Here is a 15,445-nt window from a genome sequence, read left to right as displayed (position 1 = left end):
GAGTTATTTTTAATTAGGGAACCAGGATTCTTTGAGTAATTTGACTACAGTTTCGATACTATCTTCGGGAATGCTACCGAAACCGAGTAGTACATATGACGTCTCTCTTAAATTATGTACAGAATCATATGTAGAGAGTGGGTATAATTTGATTCGTTGTTTTGCAGCAGCATGAATAAGTTCTTGTTCGTTCATACCATTATGAACATGAAGTACGATATGCAGTCCGGACTGTTCGCCAAGTATTTGAACACGAGATCCCATTTCGTTTTTAATAGATTTAACTAGTAATGTATGCTTTCTTTTATATAACGTACGACTACGGTTTAAATGACGCTCCCAATCACCATTGTGAATAAAGGTTGCAAAAGCAAGTTGCTGTATTGTGGAAACAGTTTGTTTAAACTTGCCTCCGAGTTCATTATAGACTTTTAAAAGATGAGGTGGTAAAACGATATACCCCATTCGTAAAGAAGGTAAAAAGGATTTCGAGAAAGTTCCTATATAAATAACGCGTTCATTTGAATCTAGTCCTTGTAAAGAGGGAATAGGTTTTCCTACATAACGAAATTCCCCGTCATAATCATCTTCAATAATATATCCTTCGCAATCATTGGCCCATCTTAATAATTCGAGCCTTCTAGATAACGGCATAATCATTCCAAGAGGAAATTGGTGTGATGGAGTGACGTATGCTACATTAGAACGTGATTCACGTAAAGCTGAAATATGAATCCCTTTATCATCTAAAGGAATAGGGTGAATAGGAAGGTCAGAACTTTGAATCATAGCAGTTATACGGTGGAATCCAGGATTTTCGATACCATATTCTTTTTTAGAGCCGAGCAGCTGCAGTAGTAGCCAAAGAAGAGGTTGCGTACCGGCTCCGATAATAATTTGATCAGGTGAAGAATGTACCCCGCGGGCATGATATAAATATTTTGAAATATGCTCTCGAAGAACGAATTCACCTTGAGGGTCTTCTTTAGCAAATAAGTCATCTTCGTACTGTAATAAGGTTTCTTGTAAGGCCCTTTTCCAGTTTGTGATTGGAAAAGATTTTTGATCAATAAGCCCTTGGCTACAATCATAGTCATATTGTTCTTCTATATTATCGTTAGTTTTGTATGCCTCAATTTGTTCACTTTTTGACATGATATTAATATCAACTTCGGCAACAAAAATACCTCGTTTCGGTTTACTTTCTACATATCCTTCAGCAATTAATTGTTGATAAGCAGATTCAACAGTAATACGGCTAACATTAAGTTGTAATGCTAAATTTCTATGAGAGGGAAGTCGTTTGCCGGCAGGGAGCGTTCCTTGAGAGATTTCTCGTTTTATATATTTGTAAATTTGTAAGTAAATTGGTGTTTTGCTTTTTAATTGTAATGGGATGGTAAAATCCATTTTATGAATTCTCCTTTACATACTGGCCTTATAAAAAAGAATCGAACTGTCACTTAATCAAGGGGCAGTTGCTTCCTATAATGATGATATAACATTTAGAAAATTTTATAAATAGTTAGGGGAGAGTCATAATGAATATTAGTGAAATAGTAACAGAAGCTGAGTTACACGATGTATTACCCGTTTTACAGCAATTACGAACGAAACTTTCAAAAGAAGAAGCAAGTTCTTTATTTCAAAAAATGAAAGAAGAAAATTATAAATTACTTTCGTTACGTAATGAAGAGGATGAGGTTGTTAGTCTCGCTGGTGTAGCGATTTGTACGAATTTTTATAATAAGAAGCACGTTTTCGTATATGACCTTGTCACAGCAGAAGCGCATCGATCAAAAGGGTATGGGAATATTTTACTTTCTTATATAGAGGACTGGGGAGTGGAAAATGGGTGTGAGTCTATCGCTCTTACATCAGCGTTTCCTAGATTGGATGCCCACCGTTTTTATGAAAGAGAAGGGTATGATAAGGTGAGTTTTTCTTTTCATAAAAAATTATAAAGAAGGATAGGTTCTATATGACATAATATATAGAACCTATTTCATTTAGAAAGGTTTATAATTTGTTTTGTTGAATTGTTTCTATAAATTATAAAGAAAAGTTAGGAGCGCTTATACTTGGAAAAAATAAAGAAATTATCAATCCCTAATGATGTTAGAGTAATCGTAATATCTGATATTCATGGAGAATTACCTCTTTTAAAAGAATTACTACATAAAGTTAACTTTAAAGATGAAGATTATTTAATTATTAATGGAGATCTTTGTGAGAAAGGAAGAGATAGCAACGGCGTAGTAAACTATGTCATGAATCTCGTAAAGAGCAATTCAAATGTGCATGTTGTTGAAGGGAATTGTGAAGTTTTAGTTGATGCTCTTATTAATGAAAATCCTGATCTCATTAATTATTTATGTACGAGAAAGCATTCGATTTTTAATGAATGGTTAGAGAAATTGCATTTTTCTATTCATGAAGATACTTCTATTGGAGAAGTGAAGGAAGTGTTAATGAGTCAATTTTCAAAAGAAATAAATTGGCTAACAGAGTTGCCAACAGCGATTGAAACAGAAGATTATATTTTTGTGCATGCTGGACTTGAAGATAGAGTAGATTGGAAAGAAACGGAGCGCAAAAATGCGATAGCAATGCCCGAATTTTTTAATCAATCACATAGAGCAAATAAGTATGTAGTAGTTGGTCATTGGCCTGTTGTAAACTATTCTGAAGAAGCACCGTCTAACAATCCAGTTATTGATAAGGAGAAAAAAATTATTGCAATTGACGGCGGAAATGCGATTAAAGAGGCGGGGCAATTAAATGCATTTATCATTCAGAGGGCAACTGCAGGTGATACGTTTTCTTATACATATGTAGACTTTTTTCCAGTGTATGAAGTAATTGCAGATTTTAATTCAGATTCAACAATTCAGGGCGGGGTTACATATCCGTATTATTACATTGAGCCTGTGGAGAAGATGCAAGATTACACAATATGCAGGCAAAAGAAAACGAATAAGTTACTCACTGTGAAAAATGAATACATTAAGCAACTTGAGTCAGGTGAATATACAGTGAAAACTGATATTTCTTGTGCGCAAATAAGTGTTAGAAAAGGGGATATTGTTTCGCTTATTGATGGTAGCTGCGCGGGCTATGACTTAATAAAGAAAGATGGGATAGAAGGTTGGATAGAGAAAGGAATAATACTTGAAATGAATAAGAGTGAAAGTAAAATATTTAACTGAAATAGGAGGGATGTAACCTCCTATTTTTTATTCATCGTTTTACGATTTCGTATTTCAATTAACTTTTTTAATTAGTAGACTGCTTGCTGTCTTTTATAAGTAAATAAATCATACTCGATATAATGACAAGCGTCATTCCTAAAATAATTGCTAGTATTCCGTAACCTCTATACGGAGCAGGAACTATAAACGGAAGAATCGCTAAAAAAATACCTGCTATCATCATAGAAACACTACAAATATAGGAAGCTCTTTTTTCAAGATGTTTATGATTCCATTCCAATGAAACTATTGATTTATTTGTATCAATTTTGGAACTGAAATAGCCTATTAATATAAATAATAAACCTAAAGCTAAAAATATTAGATGATCAAGAGGAAGTGAGAAGCCAAGAGCAATGAGGGCAATTACAATATCAACAAAAAATAAGAATAGTAAAATTGTATTACCGGTCCATAGTAAAAATTTTTGATTACTCATTGCTTTAGATAATGCTAAAAATAGAAAGAATAAAAAAGAACATATAATTATATTTACGATAACAAAAGTGCTTTTATCCATTGTTGATGTGGGAGTTCCATTGAAGTCCCATTTCGTTACAATGCTTGATGGTAAGAAGAAGTAGAGAATAATATTTGTCGTAATAATAGTAATAAAAAGGCCGATGCTAAATCGATTATTCACTGCATCACCTGCTTTCTACATGAATAATTGGTATCTTATAACAAAATTATACAATATAATAAATGATATTTGTTTTGATTTTTCAGAAAAAATATTATAATTATATATGAAATAAAGAGGGATGTAGGAGGGAATTATGCAAAACGTTATATTAAAGGGGAACAAAGTTACAATTCGTACAATTGAAGAATCAGATATAAAAACATTATGGAGCCTCATATTTAAAGAAGAAAATCCAGAATGGAAAAAATGGGATGCGCCGTATTTTCCGTTTTCAATGCAAGAATACCCGTCTTATAAAGAGAAGATGCAAACTCGTTTAAAGGAAGAACCTCTATCAAATTTAATTATAGAAAATAACGGTCAAATTATAGGGACAGTCGGATTTTATTGGGAGCATAAACCGACGCGTTGGTTGGAGATGGGAATTGTTATTTATAATCCAACATACTGGAATGGTGGTTACGGTACAGAAGCATTAACATTATATAGGGACTTACTATTTGAAAATATGGAGATTGGTAGAGTGGGGCTTACGACTTGGTCTGGCAATGAACGAATGATGAAAGTAGCGGAGAAAATAGGAATGAGCTTAGAAGGTAGAATGCGAAAATGCCGATATTATAACGGAACATACTACGATTCTATTCGAATGGGAATGATTCGTGAAGAATGGGAATTGTTATGTGTAACTAAGGGGTGAGGAAGCATGTACGCAATTATTGCTACATTTGATAGTGTGTTTACTAATAAAATTACAGAACTGCAAAATGAATTAGCAAATTTAATTGGAACAAATCAACTAGCTGGAGTAGAACCCCATATTACTATTGCAGATTATAATGAGTTAGATGTTAATTTATATATTGAAAAATTAAAAGAGTTTGTAGCTATTCAAGAGAACATGGCTGCAGTAACTTTTTCTTCTGTTGGAACTTTTCCTACTAACGGAACGATCTTTCTAGCGCCGACCATTACCAATGAATTGTTAAGACTTCATCATTCCTATCATAATTATTTCAAAACTTTTCATGATAATCTAAATTCATATTACGTACCAGGAAAATGGGTTCCACATTGCACGATTGCAAATAGGTTAAATTCAAATCAGTTTATAAGTGTAATGGAGTATATATATGAAAAGTTTGATCTTACAACAACTTCGATTGAGAAGTTAAAATTAATTAAAGTAAGTTATGAAAATGGTTCTGCCGTTTCTTCTAGTATATTAGCAGAATATAATTTAAAGAGAATGGAGACATCAAGATGACATATGTAATTAGAGAAATGAAGCAAGAAGATATTCATGCTGTACAATCAGTAGCGAAAATAGCTTGGCATGATACATACGAAGGCATTATTCCGAGAGAGATTCAAGATAGTTTTTTAGACGAGGCATATTCTGATGAAAAAATGAAATATCGTCTTAAAAATACACATTTATTCGTTGCGGAAGAAGAGGGTGAAGTGATTGGCTTTGCGAATTTCTCACCTGTTAGACTGCAAAACGAAGCGGAATTAGGTGCGATTTATTTGTTACCAGATCAGCAAGGGAAAGGGATAGGAAGTGCTTTATTACAAAGAGGGCTTACGGAATTAAAAGGGATCCGGAAACTGTACATACATGTAGAAGCAGCAAATGAAAAAGGAAAACGTTTTTATGAAGCAAAAGGTTTTGCAGCTTTAGAACAATTTGAAGAGGATTTCGAAGGGCATATGCTGCAAACAGTGAGAATGGTTTTATACATATAAGGAGGGACGAAATGCAAATATTTGATTTTAGTGAAAAAGTAGGGAAGCATATATCAGCATTTCAATCTAACTTTATAATGTCAAAAATATTAAAGCATCAAGGGAATATACATATCGGTGCCATGCATTTACAAGAGAATGGAATCATCGGGTATCATGAAACAGTTGTATCTCAACTGCTTCTTATTGTACAAGGAGAAGGATTTGTATGTAGTGCAGATAAAGAAAAAGTGAAGGTAGAAGCTGGACAAGCTGTATTTTGGACGAAGGGAGAATTCCATGAAACAAGTACAGAAAAAGGATTGATGGCAATTGTAATTGAATCAGACGGTCTTGAAAATGGTATTTCAATGATGATTAGAGGGCAGGAGGGAGAAAGGAATGATTACAAAAGCGAATGAGGAAGAAACGAAACAAATATTACATTATGCAGCTCAATCTCTTTTCGAAGGAACGAGAGGAAATTGTCAACTAAGTACGGAAAAAGCGATTGAAATCACAAAGCCTTTAGTAGAAAAAGGAGCATATTATTTAGTTATAAGAGAAGAAAATAAGATGGTTGGATGGATATTGATGGGAGAAAATACAGACTATTTCTCTAGCGAGAAACTTGGGTTTATTTATGAGCTATACGTTTTTCCAGAGTATCGTGGGAGAGGATTGTCACGAAAACTAATGGAAGCTGGAATTAAGGAATTACAAGAGAAATACTCTGAAATTCGCTTGAATGTATTTGCGGGAAACTTTGCGAAAGAAATGTACGAAGACTTTGGTTTTGTTGAAAGGCAAGTAGTTATGACTTTGCGGGGATAGTAGCTAGTTATGGAGATGAGTTTTTACAACTCTTTTCGTCCCATTAGCCTAATTTAGAAGCAGTAAAGGAACGAATGTATTTTTACAAAAGTACATCTGCTCTTCAAGAAGCTTTATTTGGTGTCCTAAATAATGATAAAAAAGCATTTCAAGCTGGAATAGCACAATATGTTAAAAAGCCGATTTCAAGTCGGCTTTTTATTATCGATACATCGTCCACATTCCAATATCTTTAAACCCTAATCGTTTATAAATTCGTCCAGCTGCTGGATTGTTACGTTTTTAGAAAACGATAAGATGGGAGAAGAGTTGTGGATAACGGTAGAGTGGCGTATAAAAACAAGCGTATTAAGGGGATGAAAACAATACTAAATTGTTCAATAAACGGATATGGATAACGGCCTTCTTAACGATGAAATCTAATCGTTAGGGAGGTCTTTTATTTTGTCGTTAAAAAAGAGAAAAAGGATTACGAAGATATCTAATGACGGAAAAAAATACCCTAAGCTAACAATTCAACAAGCGCTTGATCTTGCTATCTCAGGTAAGCGTGCAGAAAGGTGTAGGGAAAGGACTGTAAAGGATTATATCAAAATGTGGGGGTATTTCACTGATTGGTTATATGCGAATTATGACGTGGAATATATCGATGAATTAACAGCGGAAGTCTTTCGAGAATATATAAATTATATGAAACACGATAAAAAGCGCTACGATACTCATAAGGTAATACACACAGACAACCGAAAAGTTGGATTAGCTGATACGACGATAAATATTAATCTTAGGACGTTACGCTCAATTTTTAATCACCTGCAACGGGAAGAAATTATTCAAGTGAACCCGATGGAAAGAGTTAAATTATTGAGACAAGATATCGATTTAACGAATTGTTTAGAGGATGATGAAGTCAAAGCGATATTGCAGCAACCTAGCTTAAGAGATTTCGTAGGGTTTCGGGACTTCGTAGCGATTAATCTGTTACTTGATTCGGGATTAAGGATTCGAGAGCTTGTTAATTTACGTATTGCAGACATCGACTTTCAATCACGATTTATAACAATTTCACCAGATAGAAGCAAAAATAGAAAGCCACGATTAGTACCGATTTCTACACATGTTACTAAGTTAGTTCTACAACTTGTAAATGAAAACAAAGCAAATTTTAAAAGTGATTTGATATTTTTAACAAGTTACGGTGATCCATTGACTAGCATTCATTTTAATAAGAGATTGAAGCATTATGCAGACAAAGCGGGAGTTACAAAAGAGGAAATGAACGAGTATTTATCGGTCAATTCCGAGATTATCGAAAAAGCACCTGCTACTGTGACTGCATTCGATAATAAGGGAAATGCAATCGTTAAGACTTCGGATGAAGCGAGAAAACTGGCCGATTCGTACAAAGAAATGCAACGCATTGAATTAGAACTTCAACAAACGCAGCTTATGATCAATCAAAAGAAAGATCTTGAGGATATGGTCGAAGCATCGAAGAACTATCAAGAGTCGTTAAAAGAGCGCGGGGCGTTAGAAAAGGCACAAGCCGAAGCGCAATCTCGCTACGATAGTATGCGTAAACAACACCAAGACGCTATCAATCGCGGAGACGAAAAAGGGATCGAGAATACGGCGAAGCTTTTAGACAATCGCCGAAATACGCTACTGAATGCTAACGCGGAAATAGCCGCAAACAAGGCAGCAGGTACAGAATTAAGAGGTAATTTAAATTCTGCGCAACAAAAGTTACAAATGAGCGAAAGAACTACGGATCTAATCGTGCAAGAGCAATTAGCGTCGGTCGGTGTAACCGCAACAACAAAAGACGCAGTAGCAGCGATTCAAGAAAAGTTAAATGCGGAACAGAATGTCTTACGAGAACTAGAGGCACAGAAGGAAGCGCAGGGCGGACTAACGGGTGAGCAGCAGCAACAGTACGATGCCGCATCGAAGAATGTCGAGAAGCTGAAAGAAGCTGGCGACGCTATTAACAACGCTAAAAACAACAACGATACGTACAAACAAGGAATCCAGGAGACAACAGAATCCATCGAAAATATGAACGGCGAGTTAAACAAGCCGACGAACAAGGACGTCAAACTAAATACCGAACAGGCGAAGAAGGATGCGGAAGATCTTCAAAAGAACGCCGAAAAAGAGGCGATCAAAAAGACAAAGGGCGACAACAGTCATGCGAACGCCGAAATTGACAAGACAGACGGCAAGGCGAAAAAAGAGAACATCAAAAAGCTAAAAGGCGATAACTCGCACGCGAATTCTGAAATCGATAAAACAGATGGCAAGGCGAAAAGGGAAAACACGAAAAAACTAAAGGGCGATAATTCGCACGCAAATAATGAGGTCGATAAAACCGACGGCAAAGCGAAAAAGGAAAATGTCAAAAAGCTAAAAGGCGATAATTCCGACGCGAATTCGAAGATATCCGAAACGGATCAAAAAGGTAAAAAAGAAGTAACGAAGCCATTGCAAATGGACGCATCACAAGCGAAGGCAGAACTCGACAAAGTTAAACGAGAGGCGCAGAAATCAGAAACAAAAAGCGTATTCGTAAATATATACGAGTCGGTTAAACGTACAGTTTCAAGCGTATTCGGTGGCGACGAGAAGCGCCACAACGGCGGAACGCTGGGGAATATCGTGGCTAGACCGAAGTATCACAACGGAGGAACGCCGAGAAGCCAGCGACAACCAAATCAAGCGAAGTTTGACGAAGTAGATGTTCGATTGCGTGATGATGAAATGGTGTTAACGCAAGCACAACAAAAGAACCTGTTTAACATGGTTCGGACGTTCAATTCTGCTACCGCTGCTCAACTAGCGAAGGTCAACGAAGGCGCGGGCGGCAATAAGTCGATAACAAATAATTTCCATATCGAAAACATGAATGTGCGGGACGATAGTGATATCGAAAAGATTGCGAAAGAGTTAAAGACAATGGAACGTCAGCAAGAGCGCGCACGCGGCATATAGTAACGAAGATTGGCGGGGAATATCCCGTCTTTCTTTTATTTTATCGACTATATGCGAAAAATACGATACCGAGAATGACGGCACTCTATATATCTTAGGCGACGAAACTGTCAAGGAAGAAGAAGTCGTTAAGGCGTTAGCTAAAACGAAATAATCGAAAATGATCGGCTAGGGCTTCGGCTCTAGTCGCTTTTTTATGCGTAAACGATATAGATTGGTAACGAATGGAATCGCATCATTTAGCGTAACTGGCGTCGGATCATTCACATTCAAAGAAAATAACGTTTCTTATGCGATTGAGCAGCCGTTATCTGAACTTATCCTCGACAGTGTGTTACAATTAATCGAAGCGGAAAACAAGAATCTCCAATTGACTGGACCTGTGATTGGTTAGACAGTTTAAGAAGGTTGTATAAAAAAGGGAGATGGCGCAAAGATGGCGAAATCAAAAGAGAATAATTTAACGGAAAAACTTGTGGAAGGTCGGAGCAAATACGGTGACGGTAACTTCACGGTACAGAACACTGGCGAGGAAAATAACCCGAACTGGATCATCGTAAAAAATGTGAGGAAGGGATCCGCGGGCATTCGAGAAGAGGAAGACGTATTAAGACTGCGATCAAAATATATAAAATAGTGCGGAACTGGGCGAGGTCTTAACGGACTTCGCTCTCTTTTTTTGTGCGCAGCGAGACAATATTCGAAAATACGTCGCCGAGATTAACGATTTGAAGCGATTAGATTTAATGCGGTGAACAAGTTATGTGCCTATATGCGTTCTATGCCGATTTAAATAGATTAAGAGAAGAGAAAAGGTAAGGTTGTGGCAGATTCGCTACACCTTTTTTCTATTTTTATATGTTATATTTAGAAAGTATTATTAAAATATCGTGATAATACAATTTTACGCAAGTTGCGAAATTCTATACTTAAATACAATTCTAAAAAGAAATGAGGAATAAATATGAATGTGGAATATATAGTGAATGAATTGAAAGTGAATGGAACTGTGGCAGTGGCGAAAAAAATTGATATGAATGACAAAAAATTGCGTAAAGTATTAAAAGCCGCAGGCTATGAATATAGTCGCAAAAGTGGTAGAGGTTGGTATTTTGTGGGTACAGGCGAACCGCCTTTAAAAACGGATATCCGAGAATTTATAGTGGATAATGAAAAAGCGCGGAAGGCAGCTAGAGATATTGCTTTTACGAAAAATGAGATGAAAGTACTACGAAAGGTAATTAACGAATGGGTTTCGATTAAAAACGCAGTTAATGAGATCAAGAAAGAAAAGGAAAAGATTTTGGTGCAGAAGAATACTAATCCGATTCATTCGTTGTATATGCGTATTGGGGAAAGCGGGTCGAAAGAAAAGGTTAGCAGGACGGTGAATCTCACCAAAGAGACATGTTCGAACTTAGGTACCTTCGAAGATGTGCATCGATTCAATCGTGATGATATTATAGAGGCTGCGCTTCGTGAATTCTTTGAGAAAATATAAGGCGTAATAATTGCGAGAGGGACGTAAGATTTTATAATCTGCGTTTTTTTGTGGATAAATTCGTCGGAAAACGCAATTTATTGCGGTATTTATTTAACGAAATCCACACATTACGGCTTGTACAAATAGTAAGATGTAGGGTAAAATGTGGATAATGATAAACATCGTTAAGAGTGAACGGTATCAACAACCGTATTGAACAAAAACATTCCTCATTATACGTCTTCAACCTCTAAAGTATCATAATGAAGCGAACATTGCTTTTTATTATCGATACATCGTCCACATTCCAATATCTTTAAACCCTAATCGTTTATAAATTCGTCCAGCTGCTGGATTGTTATAAAATAAGCAAAGTGTTCTGCCTTCATTCGTAAAGTCTTGAATCATTTTTTGTAATATGAGCGAAGCATATCCATTCCCGCGATGATTTGGATGTGTACATACGCCAACAACCATAGCGGATAATGAATTTTCAGCGGAAGTAGAGGCGGATGCGATGATTGCATCGTCTTTTTCAATATAATATGTACGTCCTGTATTTGTTTCGATAGCTTGTCTTAAAATTTTTTCTGATTCGTTAGCAGTCGGGAATTCAGCGATGTTACTTCGTAGTTGCATAATTCGTTCTATATCATCAAGTGAGGCAAGTTTAATTGTGTCATGAACAGGTGTACTAGGTAAGTTATTGTTATCTAGACATTCACAAAAATACATTTCATTTTTGGCACCTAGTTGTATATTTGGAGCAGTTTCAAATCTTTCTACAATAGTTGACTTGCCAGAGAGTTTAAGCGGCTTATATGCGGAAAGAAGCACCTCGTAGTCAGCGACCACAAAATCTTCTTTACTGTACGGTATAAACGCATCATGGAAGCGGAGTAAAATCGATTTTAATGTTCCGTTCTCTTCGAATGTTCCCCATAGTTCTTGAAAATCTGTATCATAACCGAAAGCTTCAATATCTCCAATGATAAATAAGTTAAGAGCTGCTTCTTCTTTTAAAAAAGCGAATGTTTGTTCATGATCTTTCTTTGTTAATTTTCGTATCATAACGAATCAACCTCTTTTTTTATTTTTCTAAATATTACAACTTCTAGTTTTTGAAATCAATATAAAATTTTATGTTTAGTTCACAAACTTTCGGAAAAACTAGGAAAGATATGACAAAGGAGGTTATGAACGGTGGATCATCCAATTCAAGGGTTAATGAAAGCAGCAATGGAAAATTTGAAGGAAATGGTCGATGTAAATACGATTGTTGGAGAGCCTGTTCAAACGGCTGACGGTGGTGTAGTGTTAACTGTTTCTAAAGTAGCGTTCGGTTTTGGAGCAGGAGGTTCTGATTTCCAGACGAATGATGGACAAAGAGCGAACGGTAACCCTGCATTTGGGGGCGGTAGCGCGGGTGGTGTTTCCATTACACCGGTAGCATTTCTTGTGGTAAATAAAGATGGGGTAAATATTCTTCATTTACAAAATGCGACACATTTAGCAGAGAAAATGATTGAATTAGCTCCACAAACAATTGATAAAATTCAATCGATGTTCCAAAAAGATGAAAAGAAAGAGGGAAATCATCACCCTCAAGGCCCAGATGATATCCTTTAAAAACGCCTGCTTATGAGCAGGTGTTTTTTCTTGTAATCAGTATGTAATAAAACACATGAAATTGTAAATAGTTTTTGAAGTTTTTTCTATGTTTCTAAAATTTTTCATGTTAAAATATGCTATAGAATTGAAACATACAAAACGAAGGTGGCTAGGTGCTTTGTCTGGAGGATCTGACCAAGTAAAAAATATGATATATATTAATGGTAATCGTCGGGGTCATTGTTTTATTACATCTGGAATTACGTTTAAAGAGTTTGCAAGTAACATCCCTTCACCGCTTCACCAAGCATTGCTTTTAAAGCATAATTTTGAGTGGACAGATTTTCATTATCATACTTTATTTGAATATGTCGAGGAAGAAAACATACATAAACTCATTCAAGCAGAGATTGATGAATTTGATGAATTTTGTTGGGTAGATTTTGATGATGCAAGCGATTTAGATGAATTAGAGCCAAAAGAAATAGCAGAACTGCTTTATCTGGCTCACAAAAAAGAACCACTTGGAAGAACGTTCTTCCCGTTATTGAAAAATAGATTTGTTTATTTTTCACATGATGACGGTTGGTACAACAAAGTGTATTACCGTAGAATCGGTGATTTTGTAGGAATGCTAAGTAAAGTGATTCCATATAAACTCGGTTCGTTTGGAAAGAAACGTTTTACTTTCTTCCAAAAATCAAAGATTTTCCCAGCAATTTCTAAGGAAGTTATCCTTGGGCTTGTTCCGTTAATGGAAGATGGGTTATACATTGATTTAGCGGGGAAAATTGAGTCGAGAAGAGGCCTTGAAATTCCGGTATATGTAGTGGGATCATTCGAAAGTACGGATGAGGTACTAGATAATATCGATGAATTGAAAGCAGAAGCAACAGAAACAGGTTGGCTCATTTTTGATAAGAAAGAACAAGAGTGGCAATGGGTTGTAGACTAAGAAAACTTGGCGCATGAAGTCAAGTTTTCTTGTCTTTTGAAAGGAGAACAAATGAAGAAATATTATACAATTGTGGGTATTGTAAGTATTATTCTCGTGGCGATATTACTTATAACTTGTCCGAAAGAATCAGATTTCAAATTGTATTTAGAGGATAAGTATACATTGAAATGTGACGAGAGTAGCTTTGAATGCACGCAAAATGTAGATGGAAAGAAAGAGAAATTACAGTTTGAAAGTATTAATGCACGGAACGGTGTATTCTTTATGACTGTAAAGCAAACGTATAAAACAGAAGCTGGTTTAACGAAAGAATACAGCGGAGTAGGTTTATTCGGTACATTTCTTTTTGTTTCAGAGAAGACTTTCTAGTAATAGAAGGTCTTTTTTTTATGCTTGTGTTCATATAGATGAAGTAAGACAGGCATAGGAGGGGTATTGATGAAGAAGGAATGTATCGTTTGCGGTGGTGAGGAGTTTTTTTCTTCAACATTATATGCACGTACGAAACAAGATTGGGCATACGCGCCAAATATGTACCGATTTGAAAAGGTGTTTATTGAGCATAGGGATGAAGAAAATTATCCAGTTTTTCAAGAAATTACAGCGAAGCATTGTTGTGGATGCGGTCATATCATGTTGTATCATGAATGAACACACCAAGTAGCATAACTTGGTGTGTTTTTTTATAACGCTGATATAGCAAGCGGATAGAGTAAAGTGAATAAAACAGAAAAGCTCCCAAAACCAATTGCTGTATATCCGAGTGTTCTCGCTCCAAAATTGACAGCTAATAAACCAACTAAAATAGCAAGGGAGCCGAGTGTAACAGGGTAAAAAGCAATTGAGAATAACGAAAGAAATAATGCGACATAACCGATAATTGCACCAGTATTTGTACCCTCTATTTCATTTGCAATTACTTTGCGCTCATGTCTAATTGGAATGCCAGCTGGAGATATTTCAGCTGCATACTCTTCTTTTTTTTCACCACTTTTAAAATGTTTTTCACCACTTTTAAAATGATGATTTCTCTTTCTTCGCATGTACATCCCTCTCTTTCAATTGGGTGTATCTATAGTATCTTTCATAAAGAACAGAACATGAGTATGAGTTAAACCCAAGTAAAGCAAAAATTGGAGATAATAGATTCCGGTGTTATCCTGTTCACCTTCGTATGAAGATAAAACAGGAATTTTGGAAAATGATGTAGAATGAAATGAATGATAATACGTGAAGGTAGGGGAATGTATGACGAAGTTTAATTGGCATGAATCGGCAGAGAAAAAATGGGATAACAATGCAGAGTTTTGGAATCAAAATAGTCAAGAAATGTGGGATAGCGGGAGTAGGAGTACAATCATTCCATTTTTTGAGCAGTACGTGGAAAAAGAAGTACAAGTGTTAGATGTTGGCTGTGGTGATGGGTATGGTACATATAAACTAAGTCTTTCTGGGTATAAAGCAGTTGGGGTAGATTTATCAGAAGTTATGATTCAAAAGGGGAAGGAACGCGGAGAGAGCCCGAATTTATCCTTTATTAAAGGAGATCTTTCTTCATTACCTTTTGAAAATGAGCAATTTGAATCAATTATGGCAATTAATTCTTTAGAATGGACCGAGGAACCATTACAAGCATTAAATGAAATAAAGCGTGTTTTAAAGAAAGATGGATACGCATGTATTGCAATTTTAGGACCGACAGCAAAGCCGAGAGAGAACAGTTACCCTCGATTATATGGAAAAGATGTTGTTTGTAATACGATGATGCCTTGGGAATTCGAACGGTTAGCAAAAGAACAAGGATTTGAAGTTGTAGATGGTACCGGCGTTTATAAGCGTGGAGTAAATGAGAAAATGCTAGGCCAACTACCTATAGAGTTACAACAAGCTTTAACATTCTTATGGGTATTTATGTTAAAAAACATATAACAAAATCGAAGGAT

At 35.9% G+C, this 15,445-nt stretch carries 20 protein-coding genes and 2 pseudogenes; 17 read left to right on the top strand and 5 right to left on the bottom strand.

Annotated elements, in window-relative coordinates; genetic code table 11:
* Nucleotides 1–9 precede the first annotated feature (9 nt).
* Nucleotides 10–1,410: a MocR-like pyridoxine biosynthesis transcription factor PdxR gene (gene pdxR, locus ACTFQM_RS05025; RefSeq protein ID WP_440033637.1), complete on the bottom strand. Its 1,401-nt coding sequence runs from the start codon at nucleotides 1,408–1,410 to the stop codon at nucleotides 10–12.
* Between the two features lie 131 nt (nucleotides 1,411–1,541).
* On the opposite strand from pdxR, the gene ACTFQM_RS05020 reads away from it, so the two are divergent.
* Both ACTFQM_RS05020 and ACTFQM_RS05015 read left to right on the top strand, forming a co-directional pair.
* Nucleotides 1,542–1,964 (top strand): GNAT family N-acetyltransferase, encoded by a 423-nt coding sequence (locus ACTFQM_RS05020; protein ID WP_440033636.1) that lies wholly within the window; start codon nucleotides 1,542–1,544, stop codon nucleotides 1,962–1,964.
* A 117-nt stretch (nucleotides 1,965–2,081) separates the two neighbouring features.
* Entirely contained in the window at nucleotides 2,082–3,209 is a 1,128-nt protein-coding gene (locus tag ACTFQM_RS05015; protein ID WP_440033635.1) for a metallophosphoesterase, read from the top strand.
* A 67-nt stretch (nucleotides 3,210–3,276) separates the two neighbouring features.
* Here ACTFQM_RS05015 and ACTFQM_RS05010 read toward each other — a convergent pair whose 3' ends face one another.
* Nucleotides 3,277–3,894 carry a DUF1648 domain-containing protein gene (locus ACTFQM_RS05010; RefSeq protein WP_440033634.1) on the bottom strand — a complete coding sequence of 206 codons (618 nt, stop codon included), beginning with the start codon at nucleotides 3,892–3,894 and terminating at the stop codon, nucleotides 3,277–3,279.
* 136 nt (nucleotides 3,895–4,030) lie between these two features.
* Here ACTFQM_RS05010 and ACTFQM_RS05005 point away from each other — a divergent pair, with 136 nt between their 5' ends.
* The 6 genes and pseudogenes from ACTFQM_RS05005 to ACTFQM_RS04980 form a co-directional block, all read left to right on the top strand.
* Nucleotides 4,031–4,597, top strand: a complete 567-nt coding sequence (locus ACTFQM_RS05005) for a GNAT family N-acetyltransferase (protein WP_025149896.1) — start codon at nucleotides 4,031–4,033, stop codon at nucleotides 4,595–4,597.
* 6 nt (nucleotides 4,598–4,603) lie between these two features.
* Nucleotides 4,604–5,164 (top strand): 2'-5' RNA ligase family protein, encoded by a 561-nt coding sequence (locus ACTFQM_RS05000; protein ID WP_440033633.1) that lies wholly within the window; start codon nucleotides 4,604–4,606, stop codon nucleotides 5,162–5,164.
* Nucleotides 5,161–5,646 (top strand): N-acetyltransferase family protein, encoded by a 486-nt coding sequence (locus tag ACTFQM_RS04995; RefSeq protein ID WP_440033632.1) that lies wholly within the window; start codon nucleotides 5,161–5,163, stop codon nucleotides 5,644–5,646. The genes ACTFQM_RS05000 and ACTFQM_RS04995 overlap by 4 nt, the downstream gene beginning before the upstream one ends.
* Nucleotides 5,647–5,657: 11 nt before the next feature.
* Nucleotides 5,658–6,047 (top strand): cupin, encoded by a 390-nt coding sequence (locus tag ACTFQM_RS04990; protein WP_440033631.1) that lies wholly within the window; start codon nucleotides 5,658–5,660, stop codon nucleotides 6,045–6,047.
* Complete coding sequence (locus ACTFQM_RS04985; RefSeq protein WP_440033630.1) at nucleotides 6,028–6,459, top strand: N-acetyltransferase family protein; 432 nt, start codon at nucleotides 6,028–6,030, stop codon at nucleotides 6,457–6,459. The genes ACTFQM_RS04990 and ACTFQM_RS04985 overlap by 20 nt, the downstream gene beginning before the upstream one ends.
* Nucleotides 6,438–6,632: pseudogene (locus tag ACTFQM_RS04980) on the top strand (phosphotransferase family protein); the annotation flags it as partial. The gene ACTFQM_RS04985 and the pseudogene ACTFQM_RS04980, both read left to right, overlap by 22 nt.
* 28 nt (nucleotides 6,633–6,660) lie before the next feature.
* On the opposite strand, the pseudogene ACTFQM_RS04975 reads toward ACTFQM_RS04980, so the two are convergent.
* Nucleotides 6,661–6,735, bottom strand: a pseudogene (locus ACTFQM_RS04975) (GNAT family N-acetyltransferase); the annotation flags it as partial.
* 168 nt (nucleotides 6,736–6,903) lie between these two features.
* On the opposite strand from ACTFQM_RS04975, the gene ACTFQM_RS04970 reads away from it, so the two are divergent.
* The 4 genes from ACTFQM_RS04970 (at nucleotide 6,904) to ACTFQM_RS04955 (ending at nucleotide 10,951) form a co-directional block, all read left to right on the top strand.
* Entirely contained in the window at nucleotides 6,904–9,450 is a 2,547-nt protein-coding gene (locus tag ACTFQM_RS04970; protein WP_440033629.1) for a tyrosine-type recombinase/integrase, read from the top strand.
* Between the two features lie 196 nt (nucleotides 9,451–9,646).
* The gene (locus ACTFQM_RS04965) at nucleotides 9,647–9,844 is read left to right on the top strand and encodes a hypothetical protein (protein ID WP_440033628.1); all 198 of its coding nucleotides are present in this window, start codon (nucleotides 9,647–9,649) and stop codon (nucleotides 9,842–9,844) included.
* A gap of 42 nt (nucleotides 9,845–9,886) precedes the next feature.
* Nucleotides 9,887–10,087, top strand: coding sequence for a cytoplasmic protein (locus ACTFQM_RS04960; protein ID WP_440033627.1), 201 nt, complete (start codon nucleotides 9,887–9,889; stop codon nucleotides 10,085–10,087).
* A 327-nt stretch (nucleotides 10,088–10,414) separates the two neighbouring features.
* Nucleotides 10,415–10,951 carry a CopG family transcriptional regulator gene (locus ACTFQM_RS04955; RefSeq protein WP_440033626.1) on the top strand — a complete coding sequence of 179 codons (537 nt, stop codon included), beginning with the start codon at nucleotides 10,415–10,417 and terminating at the stop codon, nucleotides 10,949–10,951.
* A 267-nt stretch (nucleotides 10,952–11,218) separates the two neighbouring features.
* Here ACTFQM_RS04955 and ACTFQM_RS04950 read toward each other — a convergent pair whose 3' ends face one another.
* The gene (locus ACTFQM_RS04950) at nucleotides 11,219–12,004 is read right to left on the bottom strand and encodes a GNAT family N-acetyltransferase (protein ID WP_440033625.1); all 786 of its coding nucleotides are present in this window, start codon (nucleotides 12,002–12,004) and stop codon (nucleotides 11,219–11,221) included.
* Between the two features lie 132 nt (nucleotides 12,005–12,136).
* Here ACTFQM_RS04950 and ytfJ point away from each other — a divergent pair, with 132 nt between their 5' ends.
* The 4 genes from ytfJ (at nucleotide 12,137) to ACTFQM_RS04930 (ending at nucleotide 14,153) form a co-directional block, all read left to right on the top strand.
* Nucleotides 12,137–12,562 carry a GerW family sporulation protein gene (ytfJ, locus tag ACTFQM_RS04945; RefSeq protein ID WP_440033624.1) on the top strand — a complete coding sequence of 142 codons (426 nt, stop codon included), beginning with the start codon at nucleotides 12,137–12,139 and terminating at the stop codon, nucleotides 12,560–12,562.
* Nucleotides 12,563–12,722: 160 nt separating this feature from the next.
* A complete protein-coding gene (locus tag ACTFQM_RS04940; RefSeq protein ID WP_002171595.1) occupies nucleotides 12,723–13,499 on the top strand; it encodes a hypothetical protein in 777 nt (258 codons plus the stop codon).
* A gap of 51 nt (nucleotides 13,500–13,550) precedes the next feature.
* Entirely contained in the window at nucleotides 13,551–13,871 is a 321-nt protein-coding gene (locus tag ACTFQM_RS04935) for a hypothetical protein (protein ID WP_002171596.1), read from the top strand.
* Nucleotides 13,872–13,940: 69 nt separating this feature from the next.
* Nucleotides 13,941–14,153, top strand: a complete 213-nt coding sequence (locus tag ACTFQM_RS04930; RefSeq protein WP_000711202.1) for a hypothetical protein — start codon at nucleotides 13,941–13,943, stop codon at nucleotides 14,151–14,153.
* 32 nt (nucleotides 14,154–14,185) lie between these two features.
* On the opposite strand, the gene ACTFQM_RS04925 is transcribed toward ACTFQM_RS04930, so the two are convergent.
* Nucleotides 14,186–14,545: a permease gene (locus ACTFQM_RS04925; protein ID WP_440033623.1), complete on the bottom strand. Its 360-nt coding sequence runs from the start codon at nucleotides 14,543–14,545 to the stop codon at nucleotides 14,186–14,188.
* Nucleotides 14,546–14,750: 205 nt separating this feature from the next.
* Here ACTFQM_RS04925 and ACTFQM_RS04920 point away from each other — a divergent pair, with 205 nt between their 5' ends.
* A complete protein-coding gene (locus ACTFQM_RS04920) occupies nucleotides 14,751–15,431 on the top strand; it encodes a class I SAM-dependent methyltransferase (RefSeq protein WP_048372552.1) in 681 nt (226 codons plus the stop codon).
* Nucleotides 15,432–15,445: the final 14 nt, after the last annotated feature.

The sequence above is a fragment of the Bacillus cereus group sp. MYBK30-2 genome (assembly GCF_051915945.1).
In the GTDB taxonomy this organism is placed as follows: Bacteria; Bacillota; Bacilli; order Bacillales; family Bacillaceae_G; genus Bacillus_A; species Bacillus_A paramycoides.
The sequence above is the reverse complement of the archived record's forward strand: the minus strand, read 5'-3'. Positions and strand labels throughout refer to the sequence as shown.

Bases quoted from the DNA above. Each gene is read 5' to 3' on its own strand.
- pdxR (WP_440033637.1), bottom strand. From the start codon at position 1,410: ATGGATTTTACCATCCCATTACAATTAAAAAGCAAAACACCAATTTAC.
- ACTFQM_RS05020 (WP_440033636.1), top strand. From the start codon at position 1,542: ATGAATATTAGTGAAATAGTAACAGAAGCTGAGTTACACGATGTATTA.
- ACTFQM_RS05005 (WP_025149896.1), top strand. From the start codon at position 4,031: ATGCAAAACGTTATATTAAAGGGGAACAAAGTTACAATTCGTACAATT.
- ACTFQM_RS05000 (WP_440033633.1), top strand. From the start codon at position 4,604: ATGTACGCAATTATTGCTACATTTGATAGTGTGTTTACTAATAAAATT.
- ACTFQM_RS04995 (WP_440033632.1), top strand. From the start codon at position 5,161: ATGACATATGTAATTAGAGAAATGAAGCAAGAAGATATTCATGCTGTA.
- ACTFQM_RS04990 (WP_440033631.1), top strand. From the start codon at position 5,658: ATGCAAATATTTGATTTTAGTGAAAAAGTAGGGAAGCATATATCAGCA.
- ACTFQM_RS04985 (WP_440033630.1), top strand. From the start codon at position 6,028: ATGATTACAAAAGCGAATGAGGAAGAAACGAAACAAATATTACATTAT.
- ACTFQM_RS04965 (WP_440033628.1), top strand. From the start codon at position 9,647: ATGCGTAAACGATATAGATTGGTAACGAATGGAATCGCATCATTTAGC.
- ACTFQM_RS04960 (WP_440033627.1), top strand. From the start codon at position 9,887: ATGGCGAAATCAAAAGAGAATAATTTAACGGAAAAACTTGTGGAAGGT.
- ACTFQM_RS04955 (WP_440033626.1), top strand. From the start codon at position 10,415: ATGAATGTGGAATATATAGTGAATGAATTGAAAGTGAATGGAACTGTG.
- ACTFQM_RS04950 (WP_440033625.1), bottom strand. From the start codon at position 12,004: ATGATACGAAAATTAACAAAGAAAGATCATGAACAAACATTCGCTTTT.
- ACTFQM_RS04935 (WP_002171596.1), top strand. From the start codon at position 13,551: ATGAAGAAATATTATACAATTGTGGGTATTGTAAGTATTATTCTCGTG.
- ACTFQM_RS04930 (WP_000711202.1), top strand. From the start codon at position 13,941: ATGAAGAAGGAATGTATCGTTTGCGGTGGTGAGGAGTTTTTTTCTTCA.
- ACTFQM_RS04925 (WP_440033623.1), bottom strand. From the start codon at position 14,545: ATGCGAAGAAAGAGAAATCATCATTTTAAAAGTGGTGAAAAACATTTT.
- ACTFQM_RS04920 (WP_048372552.1), top strand. From the start codon at position 14,751: ATGACGAAGTTTAATTGGCATGAATCGGCAGAGAAAAAATGGGATAAC.